Here is an 18,556-nt window from a genome sequence, read left to right on the forward strand (position 1 = left end):
CCTTATCAATATATAAAAGCATTATAAATAAGGTCTTGAATCTTAGTTCTGTAATTGCCTTTGATGAGTTCCTTATTTTCTTCATTAGGGTAGATTCTGTTTGACAGAAACACATAAACTATATCATATTCAGGGTCAACCCAGATACAAGTTCCTGTAAAGCCGGTATGCCCAAAAGTCTTATCAGAAGCCAATTTGGAAGAAGGCGAAGGTCCATTCCCAAACTCAGGCCTATCAAAACCCAAACCTCTGCGCGAGCGTGCACTCTGTCTGCTTGTAAACAACTTGATTGTTTCAGGTTTAAGAATTTGAACGCCATGATAGACTCCGCCATCCAACATCATTTGTCCTATGGCAGCCAAGTCATAGGCGGTTGAAAACAATCCGGCATTTCCGGAAACACCTCCCAACATTGCAGCACATGGGTCGTGCACATAACCTTGCACAAGTTGTCTTCTATAAACTTGATCGTACTCGGTAGGCACCAATCTATTGCTATTGTAGCAACACAAGGGATTAAAAGTTATATTTTCCAAGCCCATGGGAGCATAAAAATTTTCGTGCAGATACCACTCATAGGTTTCTCCGGACGCTTGTTCTATAATTTCTTTTAGTAAAACCATCCCCAAATCACTATACACATATTTCTTAGGTCCCAGAGGTGCGTCAATAATTTGCTGGTAGATACTAAACCTATAATCATTTTTCATAAACATGCGGTCAGCTACCTGAACACAATACAATGAATCCTCTCTTTTCTTATATAAACTGTCATAAAAAACTCCAAGCGTACTTTTGTAAAAAGGTATCCAAGCCGGCAAACCTGATTCATGCAACAGTAATTGTTTGATGGTCAAATGTTCCTTATTACTGTTACGCGCCCAAATCAAATACTTCCCAATCGGGTCGTCTAACTTTATTTTACCTGTTTCATACAGTTTCATTACAGCCAGAGTAGTTGCCGCAATTTTTGTGACAGAAGCCAAGTCATAGAGATCGTAAGGATTAACAGGATCTTTGTTATCATAGGTGTGATAACCATAACTCAAATCATACACATTTTGCCCCTTGTACAGTACCAGTATCCTACACCCCGGAGCAGCATGACTACTGACTATAGATTGGGCAATTGCGTCAATGGATTTTAGTTTCCTTACATCCAACTTATGTTTTGTGCTTCCGGTCTTGATTACAGGCGGAATAGACTCTGCTCCTGGCGCTTTGATCGCTATACCTGAACCTGATTTGTAATCACCAATACTGACCGGCATTGTTCCTTTGAAGGAGATTTTGCCTTTGAGCAATTCTAATACAGATTGTTGAAAGGGATTAGAATCCTCATGTGCTACAACAACTGTTTTGAGTGTTTGAAATTTGCCTAAGATATAAGGATTGGAAAAAAACAACAATACACTTTGTGTTGCAGCGTTCATGTTTTGCATATACTTGATTTCATTATCTGAGAATCCATAATTCTTATTATTCCAAATTTTGGGTTGATGAATGGAAATCACATACTGCATTCCCGCCACTCTTTTGTTGATTTGCGACTGATAGGTGTCCCAAGCACTTCCTCGTTTGATAAAAATAACCTGCGCGTTTTTGTACTCAGATTGTATCATTTTCACAAAGTCCTCCGGGCGTTCATTACCCAAAACCACAAATGTAATTTTGGCTTGAGGATTTGCTCCTAAAGGCAACATCCCATTCTTGTCACTTAAAAGGATGATACTTTGCTCAGCAATATTTTTTATAAGGGGGTCTGCATCTGGCGGAAACAGTTTTTGCGCAAGTTCGGCAATATCTATCGGGCGGTAATTGCTCAATCCCGCCCACTCCTTCCATTTTAGGATTTCAAGCACCCTTTGATTGAGTTCTTCTATGGTAATTCTACCATCTTCAAGGGCTTTTTTAATCTGCAAAATAGCTGAAGGAATATTTTCGGGAAACAACAATATATGATTACCCGCCAATAACGCTTCCAACTCACCTTGTCCGCCCGGAAAAGAATTACGAACGCCTTTCATATTCATGGCATCTGTGATTGCCAAACCCGTAAATCCATATTCAGTTTTGAGCAAATCTGTTACAACAGCCTTTGATAATGAACTGGGTCTGCCGGGACGATTGTCCAAAGCCGGAACATATAAGTGCCCCAACATTACACCGGCAATATTGCGTTGAATCAAATATCGGAAAGGATACAATTCCAACGAATCTAAACGCTCTCTGCTATAAGGAATAATCGGCAACTCCTTGTGACTGTCAGCTTCGGTATCTCCGTGACCCGGAAAATGCTTGGCACAAGCCAAAACGCCCACATCTTGCATACCGCTTGCATAAGCCCAAGATTTCTCAGCCACTTTTTGTCTGTTTTCACCAAAAGACCTAAAATTGATTATGGGGTTTGCAGGGTTATTATTGATATCGGCAACAGGTGCAAAATTGATATGAATACCCATAGCTTTGAGTTGCAACCCAATCTGCTTGCCCATTTCATATATCAATGAATCATTATCTAAGCTTCCCAACGTTAATTGATAGGGATATTTAACACTGGGTTTGATTCTCATATCCAAGCCCCATTCTGCATCAATACCTATAAATAAAGGGTATTTGGAAATTTCTTGATAATAATTTGTCAAATAAGCCTGTTTAAGTGGATCGCCCTGAAAGAAAATCAATCCACCAATATTGTATTTGCGAATTAATTCTTCAATTTCATTCGTGTGCGCCACATCTTTGTTGGAATAAGCCGCCACCATGAATAGCTGACCAATTTTCTCATCCAAAGTCATTTGTTTAATAACCTGTTCATACCAGCGAACATCAATGGTTTGACTAATGACAGGCGGAGGGTTTTTTCCAAAACTAAGCCCCATTCCACCAATGAAAAGGCATAATAATAGTAACAAAAGCGCTTTTTTTCGCATGAGAGATGAATTAGATAACAAAATTTAGTTTGGCAAATTTCATCCCAAAAGCAAAAAATGAAAATTTAATTTTAAACAAAGCAAACTGAAATTCGTATTTAGTGAACTTGTTAATTGATACGATTGGGATTGATTTTACAATCACATCGAAGCAGCGCAGCGGGCGCTTCGACTACGCTCAGCAACCGCTATACTTCGCTCAGCAAACGCTATTGAGCGGATTTGAAACAGCGGTGCTTCGACTACGCTCAGCGACCGCTATACTACGCTCAGCAACCGCTGCGGAGCCGAAGCAACCGCTGCTGAGCGTAGCCGAAGCATGGCTGCTGAGCATAGTCGAAGCACTACCTCACCAATGTCAATGTCCCTTTGTAATAATACTTCTTTCCTGGTTCTAAATACACTTCGTATTCTATCAGAAACACATAAACACCTGCAGTTGCTTCTTGACCCTTATAAGTACCGTCCCAGACATAATTCGCATCACTGCTCATGCTTATGACCTCTCCCCAGCGGTCTAAAATCGTTGCCCTAAAGCTCTTGATGTTTACACAGTTAATTGTCAATACATCATTCAAACCATCTCCGTTGGGACTGAATGCACTCGGAAACGCGCATATATCAGAAAACTCAGGGCAGTATTCGCCCAAATATGTTGCTCCATGTGTCTCGCAGCCTAAGCTGTCTATGGCTTTGTAATACACAATGCCTGTATCCATGCTCTCAAAATACAAGCCCGTGTAGCTTGCTCCGTTGAAATCCCAAACTCCACTGATGGATTCTTCCGAGCGAAGGTTGAGTTTGTTGTATAGCTTCCCTGTCCAAATACACATACTGTCTGTATGGGTCAGAATGACTTGCGGTGGCTCTTTCATAAAGATTTCCATCGTTTGTGAAAAACTGTCGCAACTGCCCGTGATGGTTGTTTGCCATTTGTTCGGTTTTACTGTCAATGAAATTGAGTTTCCTTGGTTCACTCCATCTATTGCCCAGTCTATCGCTCTGCCATAATAGTCGCTGATGCTTAGTGATGCACCTTTGCATATCATCGTGTCGGAGGGAAGAATCACACAAGGGCAATATTCTTCTAATGGTAGTTGATGAACATATTCACAGCCTATGCTGTCTGTAAGGGTTAGGGTTACAACTCCCGTATCGGCACTCACAAAAACACTGCTGTCCTGCACATGTCCATTTTGGTTCCATGAGTAATGGACTTTGGGTTCGTTTGCGATTGCCAGCAACTTGTTAAAGGGGCGCCCTGCCGGTGCACAAAGACTGTCGGTGTGCTGCAATTCATATTGCGGAGCAAACTTGCCATATACATACATCGTGTCATATTCTCCATCAATGATGCCCACTATCATCTCTTTTGGTTTGGTAACCGTCATCTGAAATGTGCGACTTTGTTCACTGCTGCCATCTTCCCGTATCCAGGTGACTTCTCTGCCCAAATTTTCCTCAAACTCAAGCTGACTGCCATAACAAGCAATGGTATCCTCAGGAAGATAACCCCCTATCTCATACAAATAAACACTGTCTATAAAGACGTGCATGAATTTATATAAATAATCAATGCGTGGAGGTCTAATAGCGGTGGGGTCTATTTTGTATAAATAATTTCTAACCAAATCATCGTCCATAAAATCAAATAGCCACCTAACCATAGTTTGTTGCGAAGTATCCCAAAAATTACCAATGGTGAGTTTGGTATATGGTTTGTCTGCTACAAACTCCCATGAATACTCTACCCACTCCCCCTTGCTCATGTGAGGGCGGGGAATCCTGAATTGAGGTGAATACTTGCCCCATGCACTACCCTTTATCCGTGCCTCTCCCGTTCCTTTATGAACACAAGCAATGTCGGGTGTAGAAAGAAAAATTCCCAAACCGTCTGTCAGATAGGTAGTATAATTGCCTGCTTGCTCAACAGGTCCGTAGGTTATGATAGATTCCATATTCCCTAAGCGTTCAAAAAGATTACTTGTGGACAAAGTCGAATAATCTCCAAACCTGAGCGGCACCTTGGGCAGGTTGAAGGTATCTATCCAATTATTGACACCAACAAAAAAACCAATTTTATATTTTTTACCAACCGTTAAGTTCTGTCTTAATTCATTGGCAATATAGCCATAATAATTCCAAGGGTAGTCTCTAATGGTTTTATATGCATTTATCGAGGCGCGGTCGGCAAATGGCTCTAACACAATAAATGCCATATATTTTCCATTTAATGTATCCTTAGGCAAAGAATATTTGAGGGGGTAATCAAAATCAATATAGCGATAATGACGATAAGTGTATAAGTCTAACGTATAATGATGTGGAAAAGTATACCAACCATCATTTACAGGGGGACTACTCTTCCAATTTGCTTTAATCGAAAAATCATTTTTAAGTGTATAATAGTTAAAAAAAAAGCCGGGATTATTATAGCTCACATCCATGAATGGATTTTTGGGGTTATGCTCAATACAGCAATTTCCATTTACGGATTCACTAGCTCTATAAGACATACACGAACTCCAATGATAACAGGAATCTATCTGAAACTGATACCACATCCCAAACTTATTATTTCGGGTTTTACTGTAATCCAAATTTGTATCAACATCAAACCATTCCTTGGGTTTTGTCTTGTAGGGATGGCTGTCCGGAAACTCCTCAAAACTCCCGTTCTGAACCAAGTTTCTCGGCTTGGATTGTGCTTGTACAGACAGGTTCAAACCTGTCTGTACAAACAACAACAATAAGAGAAAACACAATTTGCGGTATGTAAACAAAATAGCGTGCATATCAATGTCTATTCTATGATTATTCTACTTGCAGCCATTCTATTGCCCTTTATTACCTTCAGAATATAGATTCCGGCACTCAGGGTTCGGGTATTTAGCTGCATGCTCGGTTCAAAAGTAGTATAGCTGCTGATTAACCTGCCACTCAAATCATATATCTCACACTGCATATAGACCTTTGTTGATTCAACATCCAGATTACTGTATAAGTCATCAACAACCCGGATTTCATCTGCAATCGAGTTATGGCGAATGTTGATGCCCGATACATTTTCCTGTTTTCTTTCCGGGAAAATTGAATTGGTGTTAAAATCAAATCCAAAGTGATCCGATGTTGTGCCATAACCAACATGTCCGCGCGGATCGTTCCCGTCAGGTCCTGAATCCGTCATAATGAGTTCATCAAGAACGCTTGTTTCGCCCATATCCTCTGAGGGTGGGTCATATTGATTACATCTGGAATAGGAGGCACTATACTGTTCATCTTCCGCATCAAAATCAATTTTTTGAATTATATTATCCGGATCTGATAGATCCGATTCATATACTATTGTTTCATAATCATTTTCATCTTTGAATTTATAAACAAAATGGTCATTAACTGGTGGGTTCAAGTCCACCCTAATTGCAGGCAATACTATATCTTTTTTCAAGCGGGATTGCTTTCCTAACTTTGCTATGGCTTTAAAAATCTCCGTGGCTTCGTCTTTATGATGAAAACGGCAATGGTACTTGATTTTATTTGTTTCATCCGTACTGATTAATTTACCGTTGCCTGGGTCATACTCAATTTTCCAATCAGGGACATTTGTAGCATCGATATATATGAGGTAAACATTAGAAATATCATAAGTCGCTAAATAAGTAGAGCTATTATTATCAAACAATGTAAACGGGTACATCGCCATGTCGCAGTCGCAGATTTGGGTATAATGTGGGGGTGAAACTCCACCGCCTCCACCCGAGGTACATAAATCATAGCCATTTCCCAAGCCGTCCGGCAATATTACACTTGAAACACTTAATTGATAGGGCGCTAATTTGTACGCCCCTTTACCTCCAATGCCATTTTTGCCGGGTGAGATTCCTATCCACTTAGATTGGAAGCTGCCAAATCCTTCATAAAACTGTGATTTGCCTGCCAAGGTAGGATTCCCTGCTAATTGAATCGTTCCGGGTGCGCCTCCGTAACTGCCATCTCCACCTCCCGCTGCATCGCCAGGCTCTCCGCTGCCACCTATAGCTCCTGAGTAATATACATCAGACCCTACAATGATACCCGTACCCCCCAAACCACCAAATCCTTGTTTACCACCCACTTGACCCGGTTCTCCATTTGCACCATTCGCGCCAGATACATCTAACCACCTTGATATGTTTTGTTGTTGTCCGTCTCCGTCTTCAATATATTTGGTTTTGAGCAGTATGATACCACCACCTCTGGCTCCCCTACCTTGATTGCCTCCTTTACCTCCATCCAAGCCTACCGACCCGTCCATGCCCAGCTCCGGTATGGGGGCTCCGCTTGCTCCGCCTTTGCCTCCGTGTCCGCCTCCATTTCCGCCAACGCCTCCTTGGTATGCAACTCCAAAATCGATATAACCGGCATTACCCATAATTGCTATATAGCTCGGTGCATTAGGTAAGGGATAACTACCAAAAATGTTATTCGCTGAAGTGGGCTGAGTTACATTACTTGTTACCTGTGGATCTCCATCTGTTCCCAATGTTCCCGTATGTTTATTAACCTGGGCAGGATCCGGGGTTAAACATGGTTCAAAGTAAAGGGAGTACTCTCCGCCTCCATTACCGTCATAATATGTATCTCCGGGCGCACCTTGACCGCCCTGACCAAATAAATAACCATCATCCGGCTTAAATCCACAGCCTTTTGCGCTTATAAAGGAATTCTTCATGGTGATACTATTTGTCTTTAATGCCAATACTCCTCCGGTATATCCATCCCATGGATGACATTTTACAAATACATTATCTAAAGTCAAATCCCCAAATTGCTCTAATTGAATTACCTGTACTCGGTCATTACCTGCTGTGGAATAACCACGACTTAGCAAACTCACCTCTAACTCATCTCCGGAGGGGTTGACATTGATTATATCCACTTCTTCCCAATGACCAATATAGGTTGAACTGCCTATCATCTGAATCACTATCGCTCGGTTGGATGCTGAAAATGAACCTGAAATTGTATTTGGGGCTAAATTTAACTTCATATTGGCACCCCATGCCGTAATCGTGGTTACTTGTGCACGGTTGTCGTCCGCATACCATTCGCCTGGACTCGGATTAGCCCGCGTCATGGACGGATACCCCATCATAAACTGTCCCCACGACAGTCCCGAAAATAAGGTAAGTATGCCCATCAATAGCATAGCCTTTTTACGATTAACCCCTGTGTGTGTGTGTGTGTGTGTGTGTGTGTGTGTGTGTGTGTTACCACCGCTGAACACACTCTACGATGATTTTGTAATAATTGTTTCATATCGGTATGTTTTTAAGTGAACTTCAAAGTTAAAACTATTTTTTTGATAAAAACAAATTTTTGAGGGATAAAAATAAATCACCCAATTCATTCCGCCATGCCAAAGCACCTAAAATACTTGCAAACAACTGTGGATTTATATACTCTCGCAACTTCTCACGTTTATACATAGATATTTATCCATTAGCAAAAACCACAGTAGTATATTATATTACTTTTGACACCTTGTTTTTGATATGTCAATCATCCTAAACAATTATAAAAACAAAGCGATTAATACTGCAATTTTCAGTATTTTATCAAACGCTTGTTTGGCTATTATCAAATGGTTGGCGGGTATTTTTGGCAACTCTTATGCATTAATTGCTGATGCAATCGAATCAACGACAGACACTTTTGCTTCACTATTGGTATTATTTGGAATCAAATACACACAAAAACCTGCAGATGCCAACCATCCTTATGGACATGGACGACTTGAACCTTTGATAACCTTTATGGTGGTGGCTTTTTTGGTCATTTCTGCCATGCTGATTACATTTCAAAGTATAGAAAATATTGGCACTCCACATGATAGTCCTAAGTTGTTTACACTTTTTATTCTTGCGCCCATTATCATTTGGAAAGAAATCTCTTATCAGTTAGTCATTCGCAGAGCAAAACTCATAGGCAGCACAGTACTCAAGGCAGATGCATGGCACCATCGTAGCGATGCAATTACGTCTGTAGCTGCATTCATCGGCATTAGTATTGCACTGATTTTAGGGAAAGGATTTGAATCTGCGGATGATTGGGCTGCTTTATTTTCAGCCGGTTTTATATTTTATAATGCATACAGGATTTTTCGTCCTGCTTTGGGTGAAATCATGGATGAGCATTTGTATGATGATTTAGTCAAAAATATTCGCAAAATTTCTGCTACCATTGAGGGTGTTATTGATACAGAGAAATGTTTGATTCGCAAAACCGGTACAACCTACTTTGCAGATTTACATATCACAGTTGACGCACATATTACGGTCAAAGAAGGTCATGACATCGCTCATGCCCTGAAAGAAAAACTAAAAGTAGAAATTCCCCAACTTGAAGATATACTCATTCACGTTGAGCCTAACGAATATTAAAGATTTTACCGTATCATTCAGAATGACACTGGAACATTAGGACAGATTAACTTTCTACCCGTTATTTCTTTGAATTTCAGGTAAAACAATTGCTGCACTGCACCAAAACTTTGTTTAATCAACCAATCTTTATCTGCACCCATTGTAACATAAAAAGTTCTCGTGCAATTTGTTCAAACTGTGAAGTATTATTTACAGGGACAGCCATTATCAAACAGCCTTTCTCGTTATACACTTGTTCGTCAATCCTCGCTTGACTTTGTCGCGCCAACTGCCAAGCCATAGGCTCGTCAACATAATCAAACTCTATTTTATAATATGCCTCTATTTGTTTTTCAACAATTTGCGTTTGTTCTAATGCAAGTTTTGCCGTTTCACTATAGGCTTCAATAAGTCCCGGCACACCTAAAAGTTTTCCGCCAAAATAACGGACAACAATGACAAGCACATTGGTCAAATCAAATGCTTGTATTTGTCGCAAGATAGGTCTGCCGGCTGTGTTGGCAGGTTCGCCATCGTCATTATAGCGTTGATTGCTTTTATCAATATTAAGAATGTATGCATAGCACCAATGAGTGGCATCGGGATATTGCTGTTTGATGACTCCTAAATGTTGTTTAAAATCGTCTTCGCTTGATATGGGGAAAAGATAAGCATAAAACTTACTTCCTCTGACATTGAGCCTTGATTCAGCAGCCTGTACCGGAATTTTGTAAGTGCTTTCAAATAACATTTTTATACAAAATCTTCAATGTATCGTCAGATAAATCTTCATTCTCCCAATTTCCTTCGGGCAAACACGGTGCTTGGAGTCCGTTGTTAAAATATTTATTTTTGGATTGCAGCACCCTCACCTCATCCCAGAATCCGAACTGTAAAAAATTATCGAGAACACTCCTTCCGCCTTCTACCACAACAGAACTCATTCCTTGTTGTAACAAAAAAGCAAGAACATGACCGAGATTACCGGTTTCTATTTCAACAAGTTCTGCATTTTTGACATGCCCTATTTTATGTTTATTTCCAATCAAATAGGTTGGAATATTCAAATCAAAAAAAGGCAAATTATAATAGGATTCATCTGCATTCCCCAACACGACCCTTGTGGGGTTTGCACCTGTCCAAAAGCGGTTGTTGAGCAAGGGGCTGTCATTCAAAAGGGTGTTTTTCCCTATCAGAAAAGCGGATTCTTCACTTCGCCATCTATGTACCAGCAGTTGCGCCATGGAACCGCTGATTTGTTTCTGCCCATTTGATTTGCCGGCAATAAACCCATCAATAGTTTCTGCCCATTTGAGAATAATATAGGGTCTTTTAAGTGTTTGATTGCATAAAAACCTTCGATTTGCAAATGCCGCTTGATGTTGCAAAACACCAACTTCTACCAATACGCCAGCACTCTTTAATCGTTCCACTCCTTTGCCGCTCACTTTTTCATAGGGGTCAAGTTGTGCCACCACTACATGTGGAATTTTATTTTCAATAATCAAATCCGTGCAAGGAGGTGTTTTCCCAAAATGACAACAGGGTTCCAGCGTTACATAGAGCGTAGATTGACTCAAAAATTGTCGATCATTTTCTGACACACTTTGCATTGCTTCCACTTCGGCATGTGCGGCTCCATATTTAGTGTGATACCCTTCGCCAATGATTCTATTTTCATAAACAATTACACAACCCACCAAAGGATTGGTGAGCGTATTCCCTAATCCTTTCAATGAAAGGTCAAGGGCACGTTGCATGTATTGTTCAGCAGAGCTATACACATTCACACATTATTGATGAGTAGCCGCCCATGCAACAGGGTCTGTACTCCAAGATTCAAGTGCTACTTTGTTTTGTGAAGTTACATAGCCTGATTTAACAGCTTCTTCCAACAAAACTGCATAGTTGCTCAAATAAATATAAGGACAGCCTGCTTGTTTAAATCGGTCCAAAGCATCAGAGAAACCGTAAGTAAAAATTGAAACCAACCCAAGTGCGTGTCCACCACTTTGTCGCAGATTTTCCAAAGCAGCCAGACTGCTCTTTCCGGTGGAAACGAGATCTTCGATCAGCACTACTTTTGCACCCTCTTTCATATAGCCTTCCACTGAGTTTTTCATACCGTGTTTTTTGGGTTCCGGTCTGATATATACATACGGCAATCTCATTGCTTCTGCTATCAAAGCACCTTGTGCAATTCCTGCTGTTGCTATCCCTGCAATACACTCCACTTCAGGAAAATTATCGCGAATAATTTTGACAAACATATCGCGGATATAGGTGCGAACCTCGGGATATGAAAGTGTTACTCTATTGTCACAATAAATGGGAGAAAGCAAGCCGGATGTCCATGTAAAAGGATTGTCAGGACTCAGTTTTACAGCTTTAACTTCAAGCAAGTATTTTGCTACTTTTGCGGATATTTCTTTGTCAATCATGAGCAAACAAAATTATACTATTTTCATTAACCAATGTTCGATTACATTAGTTCCTGTAGCTCAAAAAATCAATCTTAATATCCCACTTGCTCAGTTCAAAAATTATGTTCATCAGTGTTTGACAAAAGACAATCAATATGAGGCACATTACAAGCTCAACATTAGTTCCCCAAGTAAATTTATTCAACTTTTAATCAAAGAGTATAAATTTATTCAAGCTGCCGGTGGGATTGTAGAAGAAGACGGTCAATACTTATACATCAAGCGTTTTGACAGATGGGATTTGCCCAAAGGCAAGTTAGAAAAAGGCGAAACAATAAGAAATGCTGCTATTAGAGAGGTTGAAGAAGAGTGCGGTGTGCGCAACTTGAGAATTATCAAGGAACTACCATGCAGCTATCATATCTATTTATTTCAAAATCAACCCGCATTGAAGGAAACATTCTGGTTTCTGATGCAATCCACAGAAAAAATTACGAACCTTCTCCCGCAAACGGAGGAAGGCATTACTGATGTACAATTTGCCGACAAAGACTTTTTATTGCAACCTGACACACGAACTTATTCGAGCCTAAAACAACTCTTTATGTAATAAATTCAAGCCGGTATTGCAATCATACTTTTTCTAAGCATACACTTGCGAGCGACAAGCGTCTTAAGATTATTTCACAACTACAAGATAGTAGTTCTTTTTGCCTTTTTGTACAAGCAAAAACTTATTGAATAAGAGCCGGTTATCATCAACTATGGCTTCTATTTCACTCCATTTTTCCTTGTTAAAACTGACAGCGCCTGCTTGTATCATCTTTCTTGCCTCACCTTTAGACGGGAAAATCTGAGTTTCAACAGCAAGCAATTCCAACACTGCAAGCCCTGACTTTAATTTGTCTTTAGCGATTTCAAAAGTCGGAACACCATCCATTGCACTCAAAAAAGTTTTTTCTCCAAGCGTTAAAATCTCTTTCGGGTCTGAATTTCCAAATAAAATTTGCGAAGCTCTCACTGCTGTTTCATATTCTTCAGCAGAATGTACAAGCGTAGTTATTTCTTTAGCAAGTGTTTTCTGCAACAATCTTAAATGTGGTTCTTGTTTGTGTTGTTCAATTAGTGTCAGCGTTTCATCTTGGGTAAATTCAGTAAAAACCTTAACTAATTTTTCAGCATCATCATCGCTCACATTCAGCCAGAATTGATAGAAAGAATATGGACTTGTTTTTTGGGAATCAAGCCAAATATTCCCCGCTTCGGATTTGCCGAATTTTGTACCATCTGCTTTTGTCAACAAAGGAGCCGTGAGCGCAAACGCCTCTCCACCAGCCATCCTTCTGACAAGTTCAGTTCCGGTGGTTATATTTCCCCATTGGTCACTCCCTCCCATTTGCAGTTTTACGCCTTTGTTTTTGTATAAATAATAAAAGTCATACCCTTGGATGAGTTGGTAAGAAAATTCAGTAAACGAAATACCTGTTTCTAAACGAGTTTTGACCGAATCTTTTGCCATCATATAGCTTATAGAAATGTGTTTCCCCACATCTCTGATAAAGTCTAAAAAGCTAAAATCCTTGAACCAATCATAATTATTCACCATTTGGGCAGCATTGGATGTAGAATCAAAATCTAAGAATTTCTCCAATTGTTTTTTAATGGCAGCTTGGTTTTTCTGCAGTAAATCCTTGCTTAACAAATTGCGCTCTGAAGATTTTCCTGAGGGGTCTCCTATCATTCCGGTTGCACCACCAACAAGTGCAACGGGTTTATGTCCAGCCTTTTGCAATTTGCGCAACAAAGTAATAGCGACCAAGTTCCCTACATGCAGACTGTCTGCCGTAGGGTCAAAACCGACATAGCCGCTTACCTGTTCGGTTTGTAATAATTTTTCAGTTTCGGGGAAAGTGTCATGCACCAGTCCTCGCCAGCGCAACTCCTCTACAAGATTATATTTTGGAACAAAAGACATTTGAATTATGAATGTTGAGTTTTAGTTGATGAATCTCGAATTTCTTTTAATATATCGCCAATTAATGCAGGTCCTTTATAGACAAAGCCAGTGTAAATTTGAACAAGGTCTGCGCCTGCTTCTATTTTCTTAAGGGCATCTTTTCCTGAAAATATACCGCCTACACCCATAATGACCTTATCCTGAGCTAACATTTGGCGAGCTTTGGCAAGAATTTCGGTTGATTTTTCAAATACCGGCTTACCGCTCAACCCACCGGCTCCCATAGACTCTATTTCATTTGTATCTGTATTTAGTCCTGTTCTGCTGATGGTGGTATTGGTCAATACTACACCTTCAACTGTGGTATTATTGATATAGTGAATAATTTCCGTAAGCTGTTGGTCTGAAATGTCCGGAGCAAATTTAATTAATACAGGAACGTGTATTTTTCCTTGTTTATCAAGGTCTTTTCTTGCTTTTAGTATTGGTGTAACAATTTGTTCTAATTCATTGGTACTCTGCAAATCTCTCAACCCCGGTGTATTGGGTGAACTTACATTGATTACAAAATAGTCCACATAATTATAAAGTGCTTCGAAGCATATCAAATAGTCATTTGCAGCAAATTGATTATCTGTCAACTTATTCTTTCCGATGTTTCCTCCCACGACCAATCCCTGAGGGCGATTTTTCAATCTGGTTTTCATTGCCTCCACGCCTTGGTTATTAAAACCCATGCGGTTGATAAGTGCGTGGTCTTTTACAAGTCTGAACAGTCGGGGCTTGGGGTTTCCATTTTGCGGCTTGGGAGTTACAGTGCCAACTTCAACAAATCCAAATCCGAGCTTTTTCCAGACCTTGAGATATCTGGCGTCTTTGTCAAAACCTGCTGCTAACCCCACGATATTAGGAAACTCAATACCCAGTATGCGCTTGGATTGTACACCATTAGTCAGATGTCCCATAGACCTCTTAATAAAATTAAGCGCAAAAGGGATATAACTCAGACAAACCAAAATAGACATGGTGAAATGATGTGCCCTTTCGGGTTTCATCATAAAAAGGATTTTCCTTGCAAGGTTAAACATATACAGGTTCGCAACAAAAGCCTGCAAAAATAACCAAAGTAGTTGTTTGCTGCCAATAAGATAAAAGATAAATCAACAACATAGAATGATTTTAAATTACAAAAAAAAATTGGGTATTTGCTAAGAATGATAATTTTGCCGGTGTCAAAAACATTACATACACAACATGAGTTCACTATCAATATTTTTTAATTCATCCGTAGGGAAAAAGGTCCTAATGTCATTAACAGGTATTTTCCTTATGCTTTTTCTCGTAATTCATTTATTGGGCAATCTTCAACTATTGAAACATGACGGGGGATATGCTTTCAACACTTACGCAGCTTTCATGACTTCCAATCCCCTAATTAAAGTTGTATCGTGGGGCACCTATATTATTATTCTAATTCATGCCATTAGAGGTATTACATTAGAAATAACCAACAAAAACAAGCGTTCCAATAAATATGTGGTAGCGCACTACCATAGGAGCACACATTGGACAGCGCGTAAAATGGGATTGTTAGGCGCCATTATTTTACTTTTTATCATCCTACACATGAGTGATTTCTGGTGGCAATATAAATTTGGAGAAACTCCTTGGTCTAAATACACTGTAGAACTGACTACAGGAAATATCAGTAGTCCATCAGATGTTACAGGAAGCGGTTTTACTAAATACACACGATATACAGATGCATCCAATGCAAGCGAAATTGTCATAGCAAAAGATTTATATAAGAAAGTAGTGGAGACATTCTCCAATATTTACTTTGTGTTATTTTATGCTATTTCTATGCTTGCCATAGCCTTTCACTTATGGCATGGATTCAAAAGTTCATTTCAGTCTCTTGGGCTTAATCACCCAAAATATAACCCATTAATCAAAGGTGTAGGAACAGCATTTTCAATCATTATTCCAATTCTCTTTGCCATCATTCCTATTCTTATGTATTTTACTCACCAATAAACCCTATTAGAAACGAAAATTTATGAGCGAAAATAAATTAAATTCAAAAGTACCTGAAGGTCCATTAGCCGATAAGTGGACTAACCATAAAGACCATGTGCGACTTGTCAACCCTGCCAACAGACGTTCGATTGATATCATTGTAGTAGGCACAGGATTAGCCGGAGCATCAGCAGCTGCATCATTAGCAGAAATGGGTTACAAAGTGAAGACTTTTTGCTTCCAAGACTCACCACGCAGAGCGCACTCAATTGCCGCTCAAGGTGGTATCAACGCAGCTAAAAATTATCAAAATGACGGGGATTCCACCTACCGATTGTTTTATGATACAATCAAAGGTGGCGACTACCGTTCACGCGAAGCAAACACTTATCGATTAGCAGAGGTTTCTGCCAACATTATTGACCAATGCGTAGCGCAAGGAGTTCCTTTTGCCAGAGAATATGGAGGACTACTTGACAACCGCTCTTTTGGTGGCGTGCAAGTATCCAGAACTTTTTATGCAAAAGGCCAAACAGGGCAGCAATTATTGCTTGGCGCCTATTCTGCTCTCAACAGACAAATCAGCAAAGGAAATGTAACATCCTACACTCGCCATGAGATGCTTGATTTGGTAGTGATAGACGGCAAAGCACGCGGAATTATCGCCCGCAACTTGATCACTGGAGAAATCGAAAAACACTCTGCACATGCAGTGGCACTTTGTACCGGAGGTTATGGCAACGTATTTTTTCTTTCAACAAATGCAATGGGCTCAAATGCAACTGCCGCATGGAAAGCACACAAAAAAGGAGCTTATATGGCAAACCCTTGCTATACACAGATTCACCCCACTTGTATTCCTGTTTCAGGACATTACCAATCCAAATTGACCTTAATGTCTGAATCACTTAGAAACGATGGCAGAATTTGGGTTCCAAAAAAGAAAGAAGATGTTGAGGCAATTAGAAATGGCTCTAAAAAACCTAAAGATATTCCGGCTGATGATAGAGATTATTATTTAGAAAGACGCTACCCTGCTTTTGGAAATCTAGTACCCAGAGATGTTGCATCAAGAGCTGCCAAGGAAAGATGTGATGCGGGATTTGGAGTAAATAAGACAGGTGAAGCTGTATTTCTTGATTTTGCAAGTTCATTTGAGAGATATGGTGAAGTAGAAGCTCACGTACAAGGATTGCACAAAGCAAGCAAAGAAGAAATCATAGCTTTGGGTAAAAAGGTAGTAGAAAAAAAATACGGGAATCTTTTCCAGATGTATGAAAAAATTACGGCAGAAAACCCTTATGAAACACCGATGAAAATATACCCTGCTGTACATTACACTATGGGTGGCTTGTGGGTTGATTACAACTTAATGAGCACAGTTCAAGGGCTTTATGTATTGGGTGAAGCTAATTTCTCTGACCATGGAGCCAATCGATTAGGTGCCTCAGCCCTGATGCAAGGATTGGCAGACGGGTATTTTGTATTACCCTATACCATTGGAGATTACTTGGCTGACGACATCCGAACCGGTAAAATTTCTACCGACTTACCTGAATTTGTCGAAGCAGAAAATAAAGTGAAAGAAACGATTGAAAAGTTGTTTAGTATCAAAGGTACTGAATCCGTGGACAGCTTTCACAAACGTTTGGGCAAGATTATGTGGGATAAATGTGGCATGGCAAGAAATGCACAAGGCTTACAAGAAGCCATCAATGAGATTCGAGCATTGAGAGAAGAGTTCTGGCGCAATGTTCGCGTAACCGGCACGCCCAACGAATTGAACAACGAACTTGAAAAAGCAATGCGTGTAGCAGATTTTCTCGAATTAGGAGAGTTAATGTGTAATGACGCATTGAATCGTAGCGAATCTTGCGGAGGACATTTTAGGGAGGAGTCTCAAACATCCGAAGGAGAAGCATTGAGAGATGATGCAAACTTTACGTTTGTTTCTGCATGGGAATTCACCGGAGACCCTGGCAAAGCGTTGCTACACAAAGAAGAATTAAAATTTGAAAACATTAAATTAGTCCAAAGGAGTTATAAATAATATATCATGAAATTAACATTAAAAATCTGGAGACAGAAAAATACAAATACCAATGGTTCAATGCAAACCTATCAGGTTGACCATATTTCTGATGATATGTCTTTCCTTGAAATGATAGATGTATTGAATGAAGATTTAGTAGCCAAAAATGACGATCCGGTTGCTTTCGACCACGATTGTCGCGAAGGCATTTGCGGAATGTGTTCTATGGTTATCAACGGACAACCGCATGGACCCGGCAAGGCAATAACCACATGTCAGTTGCACATGAGAGAGTTCAAAGATGGAGAAACAATTTTTATTGAGCCTTTTCGTGCTGATTCATTTCCAATTGTAAAAGACCTTGTTGTTGACCGCTCAGCATTTGACCGAATTCAGCAAGCAGGGGGGTTCGTTTCTGTAAACACAAGCGGAAACACTATTGACGCTAATTCCATCCCCGTCCCAAAAGACAATGCCGACACTGCATTTGACTCAGCCACTTGTATTGGTTGCGGTGCTTGTGTAGCAGCATGTAAGAATTCATCAGCTATTCTTTTTGTAAGTGCTAAGGTTTCGCAATTTGCTTTGTTGCCGCAAGGCGAAACTGAAAGAAAAGAAAGAGTGCTCAAAATGGTTGAACAGATGGATAAAGAAGGCTTTGGCTCATGTACAAACATTGGTGATTGTGCCGCAGAATGTCCAAAAGAAATAAGCTTGGAAAACATTGCAAGACTTAACAGAGAGTATCTTTCAGCTTCTTTAAAGAGTAAATAGCTGTGAGTAAAGCC

General features: G+C 40.0%; 14 protein-coding genes. 6 read left to right on the forward strand and 8 right to left on the reverse strand.

Annotated features, from left to right (window positions below; translation table 11 throughout):
- Window positions 1-5: 5 nt before the first annotated feature.
- The 3 genes from M9892_00620 to M9892_00630 form a co-directional block, all read right to left on the reverse strand.
- A complete protein-coding gene (locus M9892_00620; protein ID MCO5252852.1) occupies window positions 6-2,915 on the reverse strand; it encodes a serine hydrolase in 2,910 nt (969 codons plus the stop codon).
- Window positions 2,916-3,277: 362 nt separating this feature from the next.
- On the reverse strand, window positions 3,278-5,728 hold the full coding sequence (locus M9892_00625; protein MCO5252853.1) for a gliding motility-associated C-terminal domain-containing protein: 2,451 nt from the start codon (window positions 5,726-5,728) through the stop codon (window positions 3,278-3,280).
- Between the two features lie 8 nt (window positions 5,729-5,736).
- Complete coding sequence (locus M9892_00630; protein MCO5252854.1) at window positions 5,737-5,898, reverse strand: T9SS type A sorting domain-containing protein; 162 nt, start codon at window positions 5,896-5,898, stop codon at window positions 5,737-5,739.
- A gap of 2,393 nt (window positions 5,899-8,291) precedes the next feature.
- Between M9892_00630 and M9892_00635 the strand changes: the two genes are divergently transcribed.
- On the forward strand, window positions 8,292-8,483 hold the full coding sequence (locus M9892_00635) for a hypothetical protein (protein MCO5252855.1): 192 nt from the start codon (window positions 8,292-8,294) through the stop codon (window positions 8,481-8,483).
- Entirely contained in the window at window positions 8,468-9,355 is an 888-nt protein-coding gene (locus tag M9892_00640; GenBank protein MCO5252856.1) for a cation diffusion facilitator family transporter, read from the forward strand. The genes M9892_00635 and M9892_00640 overlap by 16 nt, the downstream gene beginning before the upstream one ends.
- Before the next feature lie 118 nt (window positions 9,356-9,473).
- Here the strand turns inward: M9892_00640 and M9892_00645 are convergent, their stop codons facing one another.
- The 3 genes from M9892_00645 to pyrE are packed head-to-tail and all read right to left on the reverse strand — an operon-like array spanning window position 9,474 to window position 11,778.
- The gene (locus tag M9892_00645) at window positions 9,474-10,088 is read right to left on the reverse strand and encodes a YigZ family protein (GenBank protein MCO5252857.1); all 615 of its coding nucleotides are present in this window, start codon (window positions 10,086-10,088) and stop codon (window positions 9,474-9,476) included.
- Window positions 10,078-11,127: a bifunctional diaminohydroxyphosphoribosylaminopyrimidine deaminase/5-amino-6-(5-phosphoribosylamino)uracil reductase RibD gene (ribD, locus tag M9892_00650; protein MCO5252858.1), complete on the reverse strand. Its 1,050-nt coding sequence runs from the start codon at window positions 11,125-11,127 to the stop codon at window positions 10,078-10,080. Before ribD ends, M9892_00645 begins: the two co-directional genes overlap by 11 nt.
- A gap of 3 nt (window positions 11,128-11,130) precedes the next feature.
- Window positions 11,131-11,778, reverse strand: a complete 648-nt coding sequence (gene pyrE / locus M9892_00655) for an orotate phosphoribosyltransferase (protein MCO5252859.1) — start codon at window positions 11,776-11,778, stop codon at window positions 11,131-11,133.
- On the opposite strand from pyrE, the gene M9892_00660 reads away from it, so the two are divergent.
- The gene (locus M9892_00660) at window positions 11,777-12,370 is read left to right on the forward strand and encodes an NUDIX domain-containing protein (protein MCO5252860.1); all 594 of its coding nucleotides are present in this window, start codon (window positions 11,777-11,779) and stop codon (window positions 12,368-12,370) included. The two genes, pyrE and M9892_00660, sit on opposite strands and share 2 nt — an antisense overlap.
- 69 nt (window positions 12,371-12,439) lie before the next feature.
- Here the strand turns inward: M9892_00660 and tyrS are convergent, their stop codons facing one another.
- Both tyrS and M9892_00670 read right to left on the reverse strand, forming a co-directional pair.
- The gene (gene tyrS / locus M9892_00665) at window positions 12,440-13,735 is read right to left on the reverse strand and encodes a tyrosine--tRNA ligase (protein ID MCO5252861.1); all 1,296 of its coding nucleotides are present in this window, start codon (window positions 13,733-13,735) and stop codon (window positions 12,440-12,442) included.
- A 5-nt stretch (window positions 13,736-13,740) separates the two neighbouring features.
- Window positions 13,741-14,805, reverse strand: coding sequence for a quinone-dependent dihydroorotate dehydrogenase (locus tag M9892_00670; GenBank protein ID MCO5252862.1), 1,065 nt, complete (start codon window positions 14,803-14,805; stop codon window positions 13,741-13,743).
- 241 nt (window positions 14,806-15,046) lie between these two features.
- On the opposite strand from M9892_00670, the gene M9892_00675 reads away from it, so the two are divergent.
- From M9892_00675 to M9892_00685, 3 genes are read left to right on the forward strand one after another with little or no spacing between them, the layout of a single operon-like run.
- Window positions 15,047-15,754 carry a succinate dehydrogenase cytochrome b subunit gene (locus M9892_00675; protein ID MCO5252863.1) on the forward strand — a complete coding sequence of 236 codons (708 nt, stop codon included), beginning with the start codon at window positions 15,047-15,049 and terminating at the stop codon, window positions 15,752-15,754.
- A gap of 22 nt (window positions 15,755-15,776) precedes the next feature.
- Complete coding sequence (locus tag M9892_00680; GenBank protein ID MCO5252864.1) at window positions 15,777-17,786, forward strand: fumarate reductase/succinate dehydrogenase flavoprotein subunit; 2,010 nt, start codon at window positions 15,777-15,779, stop codon at window positions 17,784-17,786.
- A gap of 6 nt (window positions 17,787-17,792) precedes the next feature.
- On the forward strand, window positions 17,793-18,542 hold the full coding sequence (locus tag M9892_00685) for a succinate dehydrogenase/fumarate reductase iron-sulfur subunit (protein MCO5252865.1): 750 nt from the start codon (window positions 17,793-17,795) through the stop codon (window positions 18,540-18,542).
- The last annotated feature ends 14 nt before the right edge of the window (window positions 18,543-18,556 follow it).

It is taken from the genome of Bacteroidota bacterium, from assembly GCA_023957335.1.
GTDB lineage: Bacteria > Bacteroidota > Bacteroidia > NS11-12g > UBA955 > JALOAG01.